The sequence below is a fragment of the Chitinophaga arvensicola genome (assembly GCF_900110835.1).
GTDB classification, from domain to species: domain Bacteria; phylum Bacteroidota; class Bacteroidia; order Chitinophagales; family Chitinophagaceae; genus Chitinophaga; species Chitinophaga arvensicola.
Genome location: NZ_FOJG01000001.1, coordinates 124,581 through 141,393, shown reverse-complemented (window position 1 = coordinate 141,393; position 16,813 = coordinate 124,581). Strand labels below are relative to the sequence as shown.

14 protein-coding genes are annotated in these 16,813 nt (G+C 45.8%); 9 read left to right on the top strand and 5 right to left on the bottom strand.

The window, feature by feature from the left end; translation table 11 throughout:
- The first annotated feature begins 29 nt into the window (after positions 1 to 29).
- Entirely contained in the window at positions 30 to 419 is a 390-nt protein-coding gene (locus BMW79_RS00625; protein WP_089889154.1) for an HIT family protein, read from the top strand.
- 3 nt (positions 420 to 422) lie between these two features.
- On the opposite strand, the gene BMW79_RS00620 is transcribed toward BMW79_RS00625, so the two are convergent.
- On the bottom strand, positions 423 to 1,118 hold the full coding sequence (locus tag BMW79_RS00620; protein WP_089896730.1) for a response regulator transcription factor: 696 nt from the start codon (positions 1,116 to 1,118) through the stop codon (positions 423 to 425).
- Between the two features lie 187 nt (positions 1,119 to 1,305).
- Positions 1,306 to 1,866, bottom strand: a complete 561-nt coding sequence (gene ruvC, locus BMW79_RS00615) for a crossover junction endodeoxyribonuclease RuvC (protein ID WP_089889152.1) — start codon at positions 1,864 to 1,866, stop codon at positions 1,306 to 1,308.
- 13 nt (positions 1,867 to 1,879) lie between these two features.
- Here ruvC and BMW79_RS00610 point away from each other — a divergent pair, with 13 nt between their 5' ends.
- From BMW79_RS00610 to BMW79_RS00600, 3 genes are all read left to right on the top strand, one after another.
- On the top strand, positions 1,880 to 2,887 hold the full coding sequence (locus BMW79_RS00610; RefSeq protein ID WP_177192000.1) for a lysylphosphatidylglycerol synthase domain-containing protein: 1,008 nt from the start codon (positions 1,880 to 1,882) through the stop codon (positions 2,885 to 2,887).
- A 9-nt stretch (positions 2,888 to 2,896) separates the two neighbouring features.
- Positions 2,897 to 3,688, top strand: a complete 792-nt coding sequence (locus BMW79_RS00605; protein ID WP_089889147.1) for a DUF3108 domain-containing protein — start codon at positions 2,897 to 2,899, stop codon at positions 3,686 to 3,688.
- A 123-nt stretch (positions 3,689 to 3,811) separates the two neighbouring features.
- Complete coding sequence (locus BMW79_RS00600) at positions 3,812 to 4,513, top strand: response regulator transcription factor (protein ID WP_089896729.1); 702 nt, start codon at positions 3,812 to 3,814, stop codon at positions 4,511 to 4,513.
- A 75-nt stretch (positions 4,514 to 4,588) separates the two neighbouring features.
- Here BMW79_RS00600 and ruvB read toward each other — a convergent pair whose 3' ends face one another.
- On the bottom strand, positions 4,589 to 5,632 hold the full coding sequence (gene ruvB / locus BMW79_RS00595; RefSeq protein WP_317042863.1) for a Holliday junction branch migration DNA helicase RuvB: 1,044 nt from the start codon (positions 5,630 to 5,632) through the stop codon (positions 4,589 to 4,591).
- 87 nt (positions 5,633 to 5,719) lie between these two features.
- Here ruvB and BMW79_RS00590 point away from each other — a divergent pair, with 87 nt between their 5' ends.
- From BMW79_RS00590 to BMW79_RS00580, 3 genes are all read left to right on the top strand, one after another.
- Entirely contained in the window at positions 5,720 to 8,080 is a 2,361-nt protein-coding gene (locus BMW79_RS00590; RefSeq protein ID WP_089889144.1) for a TlpA family protein disulfide reductase, read from the top strand.
- Positions 8,081 to 8,088: 8 nt separating this feature from the next.
- Positions 8,089 to 9,399 (top strand): M20/M25/M40 family metallo-hydrolase, encoded by a 1,311-nt coding sequence (locus tag BMW79_RS00585; RefSeq protein ID WP_089889141.1) that lies wholly within the window; start codon positions 8,089 to 8,091, stop codon positions 9,397 to 9,399.
- A gap of 145 nt (positions 9,400 to 9,544) precedes the next feature.
- Positions 9,545 to 10,303: a hypothetical protein gene (locus BMW79_RS00580; protein ID WP_089889139.1), complete on the top strand. Its 759-nt coding sequence runs from the start codon at positions 9,545 to 9,547 to the stop codon at positions 10,301 to 10,303.
- 79 nt (positions 10,304 to 10,382) lie between these two features.
- Here the strand turns inward: BMW79_RS00580 and BMW79_RS00575 are convergent, their stop codons facing one another.
- Entirely contained in the window at positions 10,383 to 11,234 is an 852-nt protein-coding gene (locus BMW79_RS00575; protein WP_177191999.1) for an endonuclease/exonuclease/phosphatase family protein, read from the bottom strand.
- Between the two features lie 65 nt (positions 11,235 to 11,299).
- Entirely contained in the window at positions 11,300 to 11,914 is a 615-nt protein-coding gene (locus BMW79_RS00570; RefSeq protein WP_089889133.1) for an RNA polymerase sigma factor, read from the bottom strand.
- A gap of 261 nt (positions 11,915 to 12,175) precedes the next feature.
- On the opposite strand from BMW79_RS00570, the gene BMW79_RS00565 reads away from it, so the two are divergent.
- Both BMW79_RS00565 and BMW79_RS00560 read left to right on the top strand, forming a co-directional pair.
- Positions 12,176 to 13,180, top strand: coding sequence for a FecR family protein (locus tag BMW79_RS00565; protein WP_089889131.1), 1,005 nt, complete (start codon positions 12,176 to 12,178; stop codon positions 13,178 to 13,180).
- A gap of 26 nt (positions 13,181 to 13,206) precedes the next feature.
- Positions 13,207 to 16,791 (top strand): SusC/RagA family TonB-linked outer membrane protein, encoded by a 3,585-nt coding sequence (locus BMW79_RS00560; RefSeq protein ID WP_089889127.1) that lies wholly within the window; start codon positions 13,207 to 13,209, stop codon positions 16,789 to 16,791.
- The last annotated feature ends 22 nt before the right edge of the window (positions 16,792 to 16,813 follow it).

The following is a 16,813-nucleotide window of genomic DNA, read 5'->3' as shown; positions in this document are numbered from 1 at the left end:
TTTTATCTTGCTATTAAGAACCACATACTATGACCATCTTCACGAAAATTATCAATGGTGAGATTCCGAGCTATAAGATAGCGGAGAACGAACATTTTTATGCTTTCCTGGATATTTTCCCGCTGGTAAAAGGGCATACCCTGGTTATCTGTAAAAATGAAACAGATAAATTTTTTGATGTAGCAGACAACCTGCTGCAGGAGTGGCTGTTGTTTGCCAAGCCGATAGCGCAGGCGATAGAAAAAGTTATTCCATGTAATCGTATAGGCGTTAGTGTGGTGGGGCTGGAAGTGCCGCACGCACATATGCATCTGATCCCGATTAACTCGGCAGATGATATGAATTTTTCCCGCAGTAAGCTAAAGCTGTCTGTAGAAGAGTTTAAAGCAATACAGGCGGAGATTGTTGCTGCATTGTAATCGCTACTTCGAAGGGATGTTAAACCGGAATCCTACGCCATGTACTGTTTCCAGTTTGATTTGCGGATCTGATTTGAAGTGTTTCCGCAGCTTGGTAATGAATACATCCATGCTGCGTCCGAGGAAATAGTCATCTTTCCCCCATACATTGGAAAGGATGTCTTCTCTTTTCAGTGTTTTATTGGGATTATTACAGAAATATTTCAGGAGGTCTGCTTCTTTTTGGGTAACAGAGATAGATACGTCGCCATTGGAAGTATAGAGACGAAGGTCTTCATAATCGAAGGTCAGCTGTCCGATGGTGAACAGGTTTGACTTATCTTTCCCGCGACTCATGGTGCGTTTCAGGAAAACTTCAATGCGCAGGATGAGTTCCTGCATGCTGAAAGGTTTGCTGATGTAATCGTCTGCACCGGTTCGGAGTCCGGCTATCCGGTCTTCTTTTTCATTTTTAGAAGTGAGGAATAATATAGGAACGTGGTCATTGAGTTCGCGGATCTGTTGTGCGAGTTGTAGGCCGTCTTTTTTGGGCATTACCACGTCCAGTAAGCAGATATCGAATGAGCGTAACTGGAACTGCTCCCACGCTGCCTGGCCGTCTATACTGTGCACTACATCATAGCCCGCTTCTTCCAATCGTTTCTTCGTAACCGCACCAATATTTTGATCATCTTCCACCAATAGGATTCTTGCTTTCATATCTGCCTGATGCTGATTAATATAAAAAAGCTTGTTATACATGTCCTGTATAACAAATGATGGTCACTTTTCATAGTTAGCCTTTGTACGGACATATAGCCGTTAGCTTTTTAAATGGGTTGTTGAATTTCAACCAAAGTAACTACAATTTACGGATTTATAAAATAACCTTTGTGTCCGGTATTTTTTATCTGGAAATCCTGTCGGGGTGCTGCTGTAGGAACTTGTCCCAGCCTTTTGCCTTACTGATTCCCGCAAGCGGATTACTTTCCTGGTAAAAGTGACACACTGCCACAGCAAGGGCATCTGTAGCATCAAGGTAATCAGGACGTTCAGCTATACTGAGTATGCGTTGCAGCATCAGCCATACCTGCTCTTTGTCTGCATTACCATTACCCGTAACAGATTGTTTTACTTTTTTCGGGGAATATTCCGTTACTGCCAGACCTCCCTGTATAGCGGCTGCAATGGCCACTCCCTGGGCGCGGCCCAGCTTCAGCATACTCTGTACGTTCTTACCAAAAAAGGGCGCTTCAATAGCAAAACTGGTGGGCTTATGCTGCTGAATGAGTTCCTGCACCCTGCAGTGAATCAGCTGTAGTCTGTCGTAGTGGTCTTTCAATTTGGATAGCTTCAGGACATCCATCTCCAGGAGACTGGCTTTTTTTCCTTCGATAAGTATAAGCCCATAGCCCATTACGAGGGTACCGGGGTCAATGCCGAGAATTATTTTTGACTTGTTTGCCAACCACAGTTTATTTTTGCCAAAATTTGACTATCTGAACAAAAGTACCAAAATAATTCTCAATTACTTACTAGGGGCGGGGCTTTTTACATGGCTGGCATACTCTATTTACTCACAGTTGATCCATCGCGACAATCTGCAGGAGTCGGTACAACACATGTGGGGTACCCTTCAGGAGAAAGGCTGGGTGGGCATCTTCCTCGTTATGGTACTGATGCTTTTTAACTGGGGACTGGAAGCCCGGAAGTGGCAGAAACTGGTGAAACCATTGGAAGAAGTATCTTTTCTGCGGTCATTCAGTGCCATCCTTTCCGGTGTATCGCTCTCCATCAACACCCCAAATCGTGTAGGCGAATACGGTGGACGCATCCTTTACCTGAAAAACCATAACAAGCTGAAAGCCATTGCGGCGACTATTGTAGGGAGCTTCAGCCAGCTGATCGTCACTATTATTTTTGGGTTAATTGGTTTGCTCTATTATATCAACAACTACGCGCTGGCAAAAGAAAGCGCGTTTCTCACCCCTTCTGTCTGGCAGAAAATACTGCTGATTGCCGGTATAGTAATTTGTGGCCTGACGATATTGTTATATTTTCGGTTACAAATAATTCTGTCTGTATTTGAAAAGATACCGTTCCTTCGTAAAGCGAAGGTATTTGTGCAGATCATCGTTAAATACTCATCCGGCGATTTACGTTACCTGTTGCTGCTTTCAGCCCTCCGGTACATCGTCTTCTCGGCACAGTATTTGATTTTGTTGGACGCACTTGGCATGGAATTTCTGTGGTGGCAGGCCTTTTTACTAAACAGTGTCATCTATCTCGTAATGGCTGGCGTACCCACCATTGCTATTGCAGAACTGGGTGTTCGGGGAAAAGTAAGTATCTTTTTTCTTGGGTTGCTTAGCTCCAATACAATGGCTATCATAGCTGCCACTGTAGGTATATGGCTGATAAACCTGGTAATACCGGCCGTTTTAGGAAGTGTGCTGTTGTTAGGAGTAAAAATTTTTAAGGAAAAATAGCTTCCATCAATGAAGTATTTGCTACTCATAATTTTAGGACTTTCCTGTATTCAACCCGTTGAAGCGCAAGCCGATTTCTGCTCCATCCGTAACTCCAGTTTCAATACCGGCGAAAGCATTACCCTGAAAGTATTCTACAACCTCGGCAAAATGTATGTTGGCGCCGGGGAAGCTACATTTAATGTAGGCCTCGAACGATTCGCCAACCGCGATGTTTATCATGTGGTAGGCGATGGCAAAACTTACAGGGCATACGACTGGATCTTTAAAGTACGCGATAAATACGAAAGCTACATAGATACTGCCACCCTTCAACCTCTCAAGTTTATCCGTAATGTAAATGAAGGCGGCTATAAGATCTATAACAACGTGATCTTTAACCAGGCGGGTCATCAGGCCATCAGTACCAATGGTACCTTTACCGTGCCTCCCTGTGTACAGGATGTGATCAGCGCTATCTATTATGCCCGTAACATCGACTTCAACAAATACAACTCCGGAGATAAAATACCTTTTGCCATGTTCCTGGACGACCAGGTATACAACATCTACATCCGGTATATGGGCAAGGAAGAAATTAACACCAAATTCGGCAAGTTCAGGGCTATCAAATTCAAGCCCCTCCTCATTAAGGGGACTATCTTTGAAGGCGGGGAAAAGATGACCGTATGGGTCAGCGACGATGCCAACAAAGTGCCGTTGAGGATCGAAAGCCCCATCTCCGTAGGGAATATTGTGGTAGACATGGTCAATTACAGTAACCTCCGTTACCCCTTCACTTCGCTGTTAAGTAAGAAGTAATGCGGCTATCGCCGCCCCCATTGCCCTAGTTTTAACAATTTATTTCAGGGCTGGCGCCCAAATTTTACCGACCTTTCGTGCCTCAGAAAACTTTATATTTGTTATAATCAATCTTTTATGATTATGGAAGAACGTAAACCGAAAATATTACTGGCAGAAGATGATACCAATCTTGGTATGGTACTTAAAAACTACCTGGAGCTGAACGACTATGATGTGGAATTATGCCGCGATGGTATCCTGGCCCTGGCAGCCTTCCGCCGCGAAAAATTTGACATCTGTCTGCTGGACATTATGATGCCCAATATGGACGGATTTAAACTGGCAGAAGAAATCAGGGACGTAGACCCCGATATTCCACTGTTCTTCCTCTCTGCCAAAACCATGAAGGAAGATATCATCCAGGGGTATAAACTCGGTGCAGACGATTACATCTCCAAGCCTTTCGACAGCGAACTGCTGCTGCTGAAAATCAAAGCCATCCTGAAACGTAACCAGGAACTTAACAGCAAGGAGGAAGAAGTACACGAATTCGTGATCGGCTCCTATAGCTTTAACTCCCGCCTGCGTACGCTGGCGCATGGTGGCGATACGCACACCTTATCGCCAAAGGAAAACGAGTTACTGCACATGCTGTGTGAACATAAAAACGATCTCTTACCAAGGGAACTGGCCCTGAAAAAAATATGGGGTAGCGATACCTACTTCAATGGCCGCAGTATGGACGTTTACATTGCGAAACTGCGCAAGTACCTGAAAGACGATGCCAATATCGAAATCGTGAATATTCACGGTAACGGCTTCAGACTGGTGGTGAAAGAATAACAGCCCAAACTTATCTGACATAAAAAAGCAGCGGAGATCGTAATGATCTCCGCTGCTTTTTTATAGCATACTCCGTTAAAACAACAGGTTGGAACCGCCTCTGTAGGAAGTCTTCCCCAGATGAACATACGCTTTCTCGGTTACTTCCCTTCCTCTCGGAGTACGCTTGATAAATCCTTCCTGGATCAGGAAAGGCTCATATACCTCTTCGAGCGTACCGGCTTCTTCTCCCACTGCGGTGGCAATGGTAGTGATACCTACCGGGCCTCCTTTAAAATTTTCTATGATGACGTTGAGGATACGGTTATCCATTTCGTCCAGCCCATATTCATCTACATTCAATGCTTTCAGGCTTAACAGCGCTATTTCCATGTCTATCACGCCATTGCCTACTACCTGGGCAAAGTCGCGCACCCGGCGCAGCAATCCGTTCGCGATACGCGGTGTACCACGGGAACGCCTGGCTATTTCATTGGCAGCATCGGAAGTGATCTTTGTATGCAGCAGTCCGGCGGCACGCCAGATGATCTTATACAGGGTAGCGGAGTTATAGTATTCCAGTCTTGACTTAATCCCGAAACGTGATAACAGGGGAGCCGTAAGCAACCCGGAACGCGTAGTAGCGCCGATCAGCGTAAACGGAAGCAGGTTAATCTGGATGGCTCTGGCACTGGGACCTGTATCAATCATAATATCGATACGGTAGTCTTCCATCGCGGAATACAGGTACTCTTCCACTACGGTGCTCAGCCGGTGAATTTCATCAATGAACAACACATCTTTATCTTCCAGGTTGGTGAGCAACCCGGCCAGATCGCCCGGTTTTTCGATCACCGGCCCGGAAGTTTCCCGGATATTCACGCCCAGTTCATTGGCTACAATGCGCGACAGTGTCGTTTTGCCAAGGCCCGGAGGACCATGGAACAGCACGTGATCCAGCGCTTCCCCACGCATTTTGGCCGCTTTGATGAATATTTTCAGGTTCTCGATAATTTGATCCTGGCCGGAAAAGTCAACGATCTCCCGGGGCCGGATGCTATTCTCGAACTCTTTCTCAGCGGCGCTGAGCTTATTCTCTTCTGGTCTTAAAGGCTGATTGGACATAATTGTATAGGCCAAAAATACACAAATATTCAAAGGTAGCAGGCAGCTATTGTTTCTTCTTGTTTATATGATTATTTTAATAGACCAAAATCATTACCCTATATGCATAAGCGCCTGTTGCTGCTTGCCCTGATCATCATTTGTTGCAGCCCCTATAAAACCTTCGCCCAGCTGAAATTTAAAAAAGATGATACCTGGAGGTATCACCTGGAGGTAAAAGACAGTACATCAACAACAGATGTGCAAATCACCGATAAGGTAATGCGCATCACTATTACCGCTGTTAATCCCGATGGCAGCGCCGATGCAGTAAGCATACTGGAAAGCGCGAAAGTGAAGAGAACGGGCATTTTCCTCAATTCAAAAGATCCTGCTACCTATACACCAGACCTGGGATCCATGAGCTGTATGCTCCTGTTACATCACCCGCTGGCATTCCGGATTTTTCCTAACGACAGCATCGGTAATCCCACCAACGCAGCAGCCATTGCCGATACTGTGGCTGCTTCCCTCGGTTTGCAGGAAGACATGAAATCGCTGCTGATCACCAACTGGAATGCGTTGGCCGTAGAGTTGAAATATCTTTTTCCCGCCGTCCCGGAAAAATTCAAGGCAGGGTATATGTGGAGAACAAGTCACGGGCAGTATCGTGTAGGAATGCGCCAGAAAGAAGTAATCGCCATTGTTGGCCGTTCCGACGATAAAGGAGAAGTCACCTATTTCCTGTACCATGAATCAGGAAATGTGATGATGCTTAAATCGGAGAAAGGTACCAGAATAGGGTTTGTCAATGTGCTGGCGCCAGAAGAAGAAGGCCCTGCAGCAGATACCGCCTATTATCATACGCTGGTGCGCATGAGCCGCACGAGCAGTTACCTTAGGATCAATAAAGAACCTGATTCAGCCAGGGTGATGTCCTTCCTGGCTGAAAATATGCCAAGGTACGGCGACCGTGCAGCCTTTGAACTGGCGCGGCTCGACGTGTATGGTTTCGGGTCAGAATTTATGAGTTTGCAATATCAAAAAGCACTAAAGGAGGTGCCTGCCAATTTATTGCCTCCCTATTCCAGTCATCTGATTAATAAGTTACAACTCGGCGTCCTGGATAACGTAGATTCGATGGTAGCTGTAGCGAAAATTATGACTGGTAGTCCAATGACGCTCAATTACTGGCTGGACGATATCTTCGCTCCGCAATTACAGGATATTGTAATAGATACGGCAGCTACTTTGAAATTATTGAAGCAGCAAGGTGTCAGCGATGCCGTTCTGGAGGAGATGCTGGCAGACAGCCGGAAAGAACCGGACAATAACCTGGAGCTTTTAAGAAGATTGATGCTGGAGAAAGACTCCCTGATACAGGCATCCGTGAGACCTATGTTCCTGTGGACTAAAGCACTGCACACAACGGATACGGCTATACTAAAAAAAATCGCTGCTGCATTTCAGCAGGTAAGCACGGAAGAGATGACCTGGGGGAAAGCTGCCAGGTATGAATTACTTACTGTAGGTATTCTCCGCAAAGCCGGCATGAATGCCTCTGCAGACAGCCTATTGGCTAAAACCGTATCAGACCTGGATGCCAACCTGAATGACACGACCTTTTGGGGCGTGCACCCGGAGTTGAAAAAGAGGAAGCTGGCCAATAAATACCTGCTTGCACATGCCTGGTTTCTCCAATACCAGCGCACTTTGCCACATGATAAAAAGGCAGCCCTGCACTACCTGGCACTGGCTGCCGGCAGCAGCCCGAAAACCAATGCGGAGAAAGTGTTTGAAAGCAGAACGGATCAGCACATGCTTCAGGCGAAAGAGACTTACAGCGGCCGGTTGGCACAGGAACTGGAGGCATTGGGCCAGCCGGAAGAAGCGATGAAAGTATTGTCAAAACAATTGCTGGTGCAACCGGAGATGCTTGATAGCACAAAGGCCTATTTTGAAGCGCATTTTCCCGGTAAATCATTTCCCCGGTACTTCCGTGAGGTATTGTTGAACGGATGGGAGCAAGCGCCCGATTTCACCGTAACAGGTATGAATAAAGAAACGATCCGTTTGGCCGATTATAAAGGAAAATGGTTGCTGATGGATTTCTGGGGTACCTGGTGCAGTCCCTGCCGGGCTGATCTGCCGCATCTGAATAAACTAGCCGTGGAAATGAATGCGGGACAGCACCCGGGAAACGCCATCCTGGCTGTTTCCTGTCTGGAGCCACTGGAAACAGCCCGTGATTTTGTGGCCGATAACAAGTATGTTTTTGCAACGGCTCACTCTGATGGAGAAATAGAAAAATCCTACAAAATAAGGGGGTATCCTACCAAAGTGTTAGTTTCACCTGAGGGGAAAATGCTAGCATTGCAGTTTGGTGCAGATTATTCCGCTATTCTCCAGGCATATACCGCTATGTATTTCAGGCAGGCCCCGGAGCAAATGCCATCCGTTAAAGCAAACAACAAAAAGGATTAACCGCTTATATGAAGAAATCACTGTTATTATTCCTGGCTGCCGGCAGCCTTTCTGTGACCGGCTATGCACAGGAGATTAAAGAAAAAGAAGTAGCACGCATTGTAGGCACATTGGCTGCAGATGATATGCAGGGCCGCTATCCCGGCACTCCCGGCATCGAGAAAGCCGCCGCCTTTATCAGTAAAGAGTTTGCCAAAGCTGGTCTGCAGCCATTGCCTGGTGAAAAAAACTTCCTGCAGGAATTCGGTAAATACCGTATGCAAACTACCAGTGTATCCCTGACTGTTAGTGGGGAAGAGAAAGACTGGCCCGTGTTGCCGGTGGGGACCGGCAAAAATTTTGACTGGGAAAAAGACAGCAGTTATAACGTATTGCATATCGGAGATCCGGGTACGCTGATGAAGCTGTTACGTAATCCCGGTGCAGTAGAGAAAAATACACTGGTATGGATCAGCGCTTCACTATCTCCATATATTATGCATATCTCCACTTCGTTTTCCGAACGTAGTTATGATACGCGGGAAGAACTGGATGCAACACCTGTTCCCGCAAAACAGATTGTCCTGGTATTTGAAAAACAGGCAGTACCGGATACCGCCTCCTGGAGTTTGCATGTGCGCCGGGAAGTAAACACACAGCATTTTGCCAATGTGGCCTGTATGATCAAAGGCAGCGCCAAACCGGATGAGTATGTGGTGTTTTCCGGGCACTATGATCACCTGGGTATATTGCCTGCACAGGCGGGCGACAGCATCGCCAATGGTGCAGATGATGATGCCTCCGGTACCACCGCTGTGATCATGCTGTCGAAATATTTCAAAAAGCATCCACCGGTGCGCTCCCTGATTTTTGTGGCTTTCACCGCAGAGGAATCCGGCGGTCATGGCTCCCGCTATTTCTCCGAGCACCAGGATCCTGATAAAGTAGTGGCGATGTTCAATATTGAGATGATCGGTAAGGAATCCAAATTTGGAAAGAACAGCGCCTTTATTACCGGCTTTGAACGTTCCGACTTCGGACCTATCCTGCAACGCAACCTGAAAGGGTCTACCTTCAGCTTCCACCCTGACCCTTATCCGGAGCAGGATCTTTTTTACCGGTCAGACAATGCCACCCTCGCCAGACAAGGAGTTCCGGCACATACCATTTCTACCACCCAGATCGATAAAGACCAGTATTATCACACCGTGAAAGATGAACTGTCGACTTTGGATGTGAAAAATATTACAGATATTATTAAGGCGATTGCCATCAGCGCCGGTACCATTGTGAATGGAACGGACACGCCTACACGAATAGAAAAAGCTTTACTGAAATAGCGGACTCATAAAAAATGATCCGGTGGCGCGCAGTGCTACCGGATCATTCTTTTTTAATTAACAGTGAACCTATTTGTTTTCCCAAATTCTTTGTTAAATTTACCACACGAATTTCCCCAATTAGTCATTTAAAACCATATCGATAATGAAAACCGGAATCCTTCAATTCTGCGGTGCTGTAGGCATTGCGAGCATCTTGCTATCCTCCTGTTCTACGGACATGGCGAAGCCAGATACCAATCAACCAATCGACGATTCACAAACCGCGAGTGTGAATTACGAAATCTCAGCAGTCAATCCAACCTCCACTTTATCACCTGATGCTTCAGGACGCTTATCCGCTATCACCGGAGATGCGGCTATGGCTAAAGCAGCGTCTGGTGGTTTCGACATCACCTGGGACACTGCGACCGCCCGTTTAAGAGAAATCCGCTTCGATGCAAAACGCGGCAAAGATGAAATGGAGTTTAAACTGAAAACAGACAGACAGGTAGATCTGAAACAAGTACCCGCCGCATTGGGTGCTATCAAAATTCCAAAAGGTACTTATCAGCAGGTAAAAGTTTACGCCCGTGTAGAAGGCGATAAGAAGGATCCCGCAGTAAGACTGAAAGGCTTTATTACCTGGGACAGCAAAAAAATTCCCGTTGAAATTCTGCTCTCCGGTAAAATTGAACTGCAGGCAAAAGGAAAAGACGTGGTGGTAACAGATACCAAGATCGATTGGAAAGGTTCGCTGAAAATCTCCATGGACCTGATTCTTACCAAACTGCAGATCGGTGACTTTACCGGCTCTTTCGCAAATGGTAAATTACAGATCAGCGTAGACATCAATGGCAATCTCCATAATAAAGTGGTGGATGCATTGGAAAACAGCATGTCTGTGGAACATACCCACGACTAATCTGTAAAAGACAATGGCGATGACGGATTTGAGGAGGGCTTAGGGGTAAGTTTCTCTCCGCAGATCCGTCATTCGTTTTTTATTTTAGCTGTATCTCAGCGTATACTGCAAAATGATCTGAAGCATATCTTCCTCCCCATGTTTCAGAAATGCTGGCATGTTTTAAGATGTCGAACTTTCCTTTCAGAAAAATATAGTCGATCGGCTGATCATCCACTTCTGCGATATTCCATCCGTTGAAAGTGCCGGTGGGCCCGAAATGTGGCGTTTGACTGATTGCTTTGCTATCTGTTAAGTGCAATGGATCATTAGGGTTCATGATGATCTGTATGGGTTCATCGGTTGGTATGGCGTTGAAATCGCCCGTGATAATGGCGGGCTGCTGACCGGCAATCTGATGTACCTGTTGCAGCAGGAACTTCGCACTTTCCCTGCGGGCAATTTTGCCCATGTGGTCAAAGTGTGTATTGAAATGATAAAACACTTTGTTCGTTTTTTTATCCTTGAATTTTCCCCAGGTGACGATGCGTGTGCAGGCGCCATCCCATCCGATATGCCCGGCTACGGTGGGTGTTTCAGATAACCAGAAAGTCTGACTGTTCAATAATTGCAGGCGGGTGGTATCGTAAAATATGGCCGAAAACTCTCCTTTGGTTTTACCATCGTCTCTGCCTACGCCAATGCTTTTATATTGTGGTAGCCGTTGTTGCAGGTCCTGCATCTGGTCGTACAGTGCTTCCTGCACACCAAGTGTATGTGCGCCGAGAAACTGAATTTCGGAGGCGGCTTTGTCTTTACGCAGTGGCCATGCATTTAAACTATCATCCGGATTATTGTAGCGGATGTTGAAGCTCATTACCTTCAACGGTACCTGTGCGGCCAGGGCGCTTACCAGCAGGCAGCAAACAGCAGTTAGCCATAGATGTCTCATATCCATTCATTTTAGTCTGTAAAAATAGTACGGTGGCGGACAAATCCTACGGAAGCCGGAATAATTTATGATTTCATCATTTCCATGCGGAAATTGGTGAGGAGCGTAATGAGCACCGCAGAAGACACCTGCAGGATATCCCGCATATTCTGTAAGGCGCGGGCAGAGAGTTTATACGCGCCTTTCACGGAGAGGTTCATGATGGCAGCGATGCTGTCGTAGTCAAGTTCTTCAAAAAAGCGGAGGTACAGTATTTCCTTTTGTCTTGCATTGAGCTGGTTGAGTGCATGCAATAATTGCTGATGTTGTGCCTGTAGTTGTTCCTTTTTTATATACGCCGATTCTGCAGAGAAGTTTGCCAGGAAATCGTGCTGCTCCTGGTCGAAAGAAATGACCACGGTGTTTTTTCGTGGACGCAGCCGGTTATAAATAGTGCTGCGCAAAGCCACCAGCAGGTATGGGCGCGGGTTTACACTGGTGCTGAGAGTTTCTTTATTAGTCCATAGTTTAATGAAAAGCTCCTGTATGGCGTCTTTCACCAGGTCTTCATCAGGATGAAGGCGCATGCCATACTCATATAACCGTTGAAAGTAACGATCATAAATAGCAGCAAAGGCTTGTTGACTGCCTTGTTGTAGTGCTTCCCAGAGTGTGGCGTCGGTAGTTGCAGAAAAATCCATCTCCCAGTTGATTGGCTAAATGTACAAAAAATAGTATAGCTGCCCGGACAAACTGCTTTAATGATGCCTCCTTATTAAATATGAAAAATTTATCTGCATATAAAATCAATAGAATCAATGGTTCTATAAGTTTTAATTAAAAAATTATAAAATAATTGAAAAAAAGTGGGGTGTTTTGCAAATTCTTTGTGTTCTGTATGGGAGCAGCAAAGTCCTTTTTACTTTCCTGTGATGATTTTTGAGGAGCTAATGGACATATAATTGGAGAGCAACTATCATTTATTTACGAAGGAGGAATTCCTGGAAGATGCGTTCTTTCAGGAGTGGGTGAAGTATGCCACGCCAGCTGCCACGGCATTCTGGACTGGCTACAGGGATAGTGTGCCTCCAAATATAGAAGCATTTCAGCAGGCGATTGCGGCGCTGGAGGCTATTCTCAGCCTGGAACGGATTACGCCGCCCGCAGGTATGAAAGCGTTGGTATGGCAAAAGATCCAGGAAGAGTTGCAGGCCGCGCGAGTGGTGCCGCTTACACGAAACAGACGCTGGTATAAGGTGGCTGCTGTATTAGTACCCCTGATAGCAATCAGCGCCTGGTGGCTGTTCCGGCCGGAGCGCATGAATACAGTTATTAGTGGTTACGGACAACAGGTCCGGGTACTTTTACCTGATTCCTCGGTGGTGGTATTGAATGCACATTCTGAATTACGTTATAACAACTGGAAAGATGGAAAAAGAGAAGTGTGGCTACAGGGAGAAGCGCTGTTCGACGTACATCACCGGATAACGCCCGTTGCGGGCCATTTCACGGTACACGCAGGGAAAGTGCAGATAGAGGTACTGGGTACCACGTTTAACGTAAAGGAAAGAAGAGAGCAGGTAGTCATCTACCTGAAAGAAGGTAAGGTAAAGGTAACTACAGCGAAAAGCGCGCTGGTGCTGCAACCGGAAGAACAGGCGGTGTATGACGGGGTAGGCGGATTACAAAAAGTGCCGGCTAAAAAAGAAATGGTGCTGGCATGGACAGCACATAAAATGCAATTGCAACATACCGCTGTAAAAGACATTATCAATACACTGCATGATATATATGGATTTACCATTATGCTGGAAGACACAGCTATCGCCAACCGTACAATAGATGGTGTACTGCCATTGAAAAATGTGAACAATGTACTGTTTGAATTATCTGCCATCCTGAATGTAAAAATTGAAAAGAGTAATGATACGCTGACTTTTAAGAGTACCGGTCAGCAGGGTTATTAAACACATATTATCAAAAACCAAGATCAATGAGGATTTGTATCAGACAAAGCCTGTGTGGCTTCCTGTACCTATGCGTGCTGTTACTGGGTAGTTCCCGTACTGTAGCGCAGCAAAAACAAACTGCCGGCAAACGTTCCTCCACTATTACGGTGAAAGAGGCGTTGGATAAAGTAACGGCGTTGTATGGCACCACCTTTATGTATGAAGGGGTGTTATTGAAAAATAAAACCACTACTGTTAATGTAGAGGCCATGAAAGATAAGCCGGTAGAGGATGTACTGAAGAGTATCCTGTATCCCGGTGAACTGTTGTTCCTGTATGTAGATAAAAATCACTATACCATTGTCGCCCGTCAGAAAAAAGATATGCCAGCCAGTAACCTGGTACCGTCGTCACCGGCGGCCAGCGGGGTTTCCACCGTGGAAACAGATATCCGTACGGTGAATGGAACAGTGAAAGACCAGAGTGGTAGCGCTCTTCCGGGCGTTACCATCCAACTGGAAGGACAAAAGAAATGGGCCATAACAGATAATAACGGATACTTTATCATCACCGTTCCTGCGGAAACAGGTACCCTGTTATTTTCTTACTCCGGTATGGAAGTAAAGAAAATGACGCTTGGCAAAAGCAATACGCTGCAGGTGGTCATGGAGAACAAAGTGTTGAGCGAAGTAGTGGTAACCGGTTACCAGACCCTATCCAAAGAACGCGCTACCGGAGCCTTCTCCACGGTAAAGGCAGCAGATCTCGAAAAGCGCCGTATCTCCAGCCTGTCGCAGGTATTGGAAGGTACACTGCCTGGTGTAGTAAGCTACAAAGGCAGTATCAATGTAAGAGGTACCAGCACCTTTAACGCTACCAGCGCACCATTGTATGTTATTGATGGGTTCCCGGTAGAAAATACGGCTTTTGATGATAACGGTTACCTGAGAGATTATGTACCGAATATAAACCCGGAAGACATTGAAAATATTACTGTGCTGAAAGATGCAGCAGCCGCCTCTATCTATGGTGCCAGGGCGGCAAATGGGGTGATCGTTATTACGACTAAAAAAGCAAAATCAGGTCCAGCCAGGGTTACCTTTTCCGGTGACTTTTCCCTCACACCGAAATATGATCTGTCTTATCTGAATAAGGCAGACGCCAATGAAATGGTGGATCTTACCTATGATTATTTCGACAACGATCCTGCATTTAAAACCGCGCCCCTGACGGAAGCCGCACGTATACGTTCAGGCGCCGGCCTGGTAACGCCTGCCATGGAGTACCTGTTGCAGGTGGCAGAAGGAAAAATGACACGGGCAGATGCAGATGCCAAACTGAACGTGTTGCGTCATCAGAATATATACAACCAACAGATACTGGATCACCTGATGCGGGTGAAATCCAATCAGCAGTATAATCTCTCTGTTGCCAAAGCTACTGCGGGCAATGCTTTTAACTTCTCTGCCACCTTCATTAACCAACAGGGATACGATAAAAAAGATGTGAATAAATCGCTTGGTTTAAATCTGTCCAACGCTTTAACCATCAATAAATGGCTGACGGCGACTACAGGAGTGTACCTGAATTATGGAGATGTTACCCGTCCTGGTGCGAGTGGCCAGGGAATGTCCGCCAGCGATATGATCAATGCAGCGCTGCCTTTTGAATCTATTTATGATGATCAGGGAAATGCCCTGCCAATAAGGAATCGCCAGACACCGGATGACAAAGCCCTGTATGAAAAATACAAACTCTTTTCCTACGATAAAATTCCGGAACAGGAATTGAACATGAACCTGATTTATACACGTTCCCTGAAAACACGTGCCTATGCAAAGGTAAATGCGAAAATCACTTCCTGGCTGAACTACGATGTGATGTTTCAGTACGAAAAGAACAGTGGGAAAACAGAACAGCTAATGGATGCCGCATCGTTTTACATGCGTGATAAATTTAACACCTTCTCTGCCCTGGATACCAAAGGCAATACCGTTTATAAACTGCCTGTGGGCAACTCTCTCCGTAATACCAGTGATTACCTGCGCGCCTATACGTTCCGCAACCAGTTGAACTTTAGCAAAACATTTAACGAACAGCATGAAGTAGTAGCTATTGCGGGATCTGAAACAAGGGAAGTGAAAAACAACCGTGATTACATGGCGATGTTTGGCTATGATCCGTTAACAATGAATTACATGCCGGTAAACGCGCTGGAACTCAGTAACCGCTTTACAGGTCTGAACAGGAAAACAACTTCTTTATCTCCCTCAGAACTGGCTTACCTGCAGGAGGTAACCAACCGTTATTTTTCCTTTTACGGTAATGCTGCATATACCTACAACAATAAGTATATGCTGAATGGAAGTATCCGGTATGATCTCTCTAACCTGTTTGGGACTAATCCTACCTACCAGTACCGGCCTTTATGGTCTGCTGGCGCCAGCTGGATCATGAGCAGAGAGCAGTTTATGGAAGATATTTCCTGGCTGGATATCCTGAAACTCCGGGCTTCGTATGGTATTAACGGAAATGTGGCAAAGAATGCGGGACCATTTATGGTGGCTTCTTACGGACTGAGCACGCTGACCGGTAATACAACCGGTGGCATCAGCAATCCTCCAAATCCCAACCTGCGCTGGGAAAAAACGACCACCACGAACGTGGGTGTTGATTTCAGCATATTAAAAAGCAGGTTATCCGGTTCAGTAGATGCGTACCACAAGTTAAGCAACGACCTGTTAAGCAGTGTAACCATCAACCCTGCATTGGGCTTTACCAATGCGTATGTGAATAACGGCGCTATGCTGAATACCGGGATCGAACTGATGTTAAAAGGACAGGTGATTCGTCAGCGGGATTTTGACTGGAGTGTGACCGTCAATTCATCTTTCAATAAAAATAAAGTAACGCGGGTAGATTACTCACCAAAAACTACAGGTGAACTGGTGAATAACGTAAGCGGCTACTTTTTACAGGGCGATCCTTATAAGAGCTTGTACAGCTTTGATTTCGGAGGATTGAACAGTAAAGGAGATCCCCAGATCTACAATCAGAAAGGCGAATTGACAGATAAACTGATCAGCACCCCGGATGTAGTGCATTACAGCGGTACTTATGTACCTAAATTCAGTGGTGCGTTGATCAATGATTTCAGGTATAAGCAATTCCAGTTTTCCTTCCTGTTTGTTTACAACGCAGGTCATGTGATGCGGATGGATGTACCTTATATCACAAGCGGTTTTGCGAATATTGTGATGCCAGCTGGTAACAACAATGCCTGGAAGAAGCCGGGTGACGAACTGTTTACCAATGTACCACGTATTGCATGGGACTACGACAAGAACAACAACAATTATAGAAACAGTTATTACCAGTACGGAAGCCAGAACATTGTCAGCGCTTCCTATATCAAAGCAAGAAACCTGGCAGTGAGCTATTCTCTTCCTAAAAGCTGGTTACAGCGTGTAAAAATTGCTGATGCCAGGATTCGCTTACAGGCAGATAACCTGTTCTATATAGGATTCAACGGACAGGGTATTGATCCGGAAGCTACTTCACTTATGGGAACAGGTCGTACGTTACCGATTATGCCTACCTATAATCTTGGATTTAATATTTCACTTTAATTCACCTGGTTGTAAAGATTTG

Excerpts from the sequence above, each read along its gene's own strand:
- BMW79_RS00580 (WP_089889139.1), top strand. The coding sequence starts at position 9,545 with ATGAAAACCGGAATCCTTCAATTCTGCGGTGCTGTAGGCATTGCGAGC.
- BMW79_RS00600 (WP_089896729.1), top strand. The coding sequence starts at position 3,812 with ATGGAAGAACGTAAACCGAAAATATTACTGGCAGAAGATGATACCAAT.
- BMW79_RS00570 (WP_089889133.1), bottom strand. The coding sequence starts at position 11,914 with ATGGATTTTTCTGCAACTACCGACGCCACACTCTGGGAAGCACTACAA.
- BMW79_RS00575 (WP_177191999.1), bottom strand. The coding sequence starts at position 11,234 with ATGAGACATCTATGGCTAACTGCTGTTTGCTGCCTGCTGGTAAGCGCC.
- BMW79_RS00590 (WP_089889144.1), top strand. The coding sequence starts at position 5,720 with ATGCATAAGCGCCTGTTGCTGCTTGCCCTGATCATCATTTGTTGCAGC.
- BMW79_RS00620 (WP_089896730.1), bottom strand. The coding sequence starts at position 1,118 with ATGAAAGCAAGAATCCTATTGGTGGAAGATGATCAAAATATTGGTGCG.
- BMW79_RS00560 (WP_089889127.1), top strand. The coding sequence starts at position 13,207 with ATGAGGATTTGTATCAGACAAAGCCTGTGTGGCTTCCTGTACCTATGC.
- BMW79_RS00585 (WP_089889141.1), top strand. The coding sequence starts at position 8,089 with ATGAAGAAATCACTGTTATTATTCCTGGCTGCCGGCAGCCTTTCTGTG.
- BMW79_RS00625 (WP_089889154.1), top strand. The coding sequence starts at position 30 with ATGACCATCTTCACGAAAATTATCAATGGTGAGATTCCGAGCTATAAG.
- BMW79_RS00605 (WP_089889147.1), top strand. The coding sequence starts at position 2,897 with ATGAAGTATTTGCTACTCATAATTTTAGGACTTTCCTGTATTCAACCC.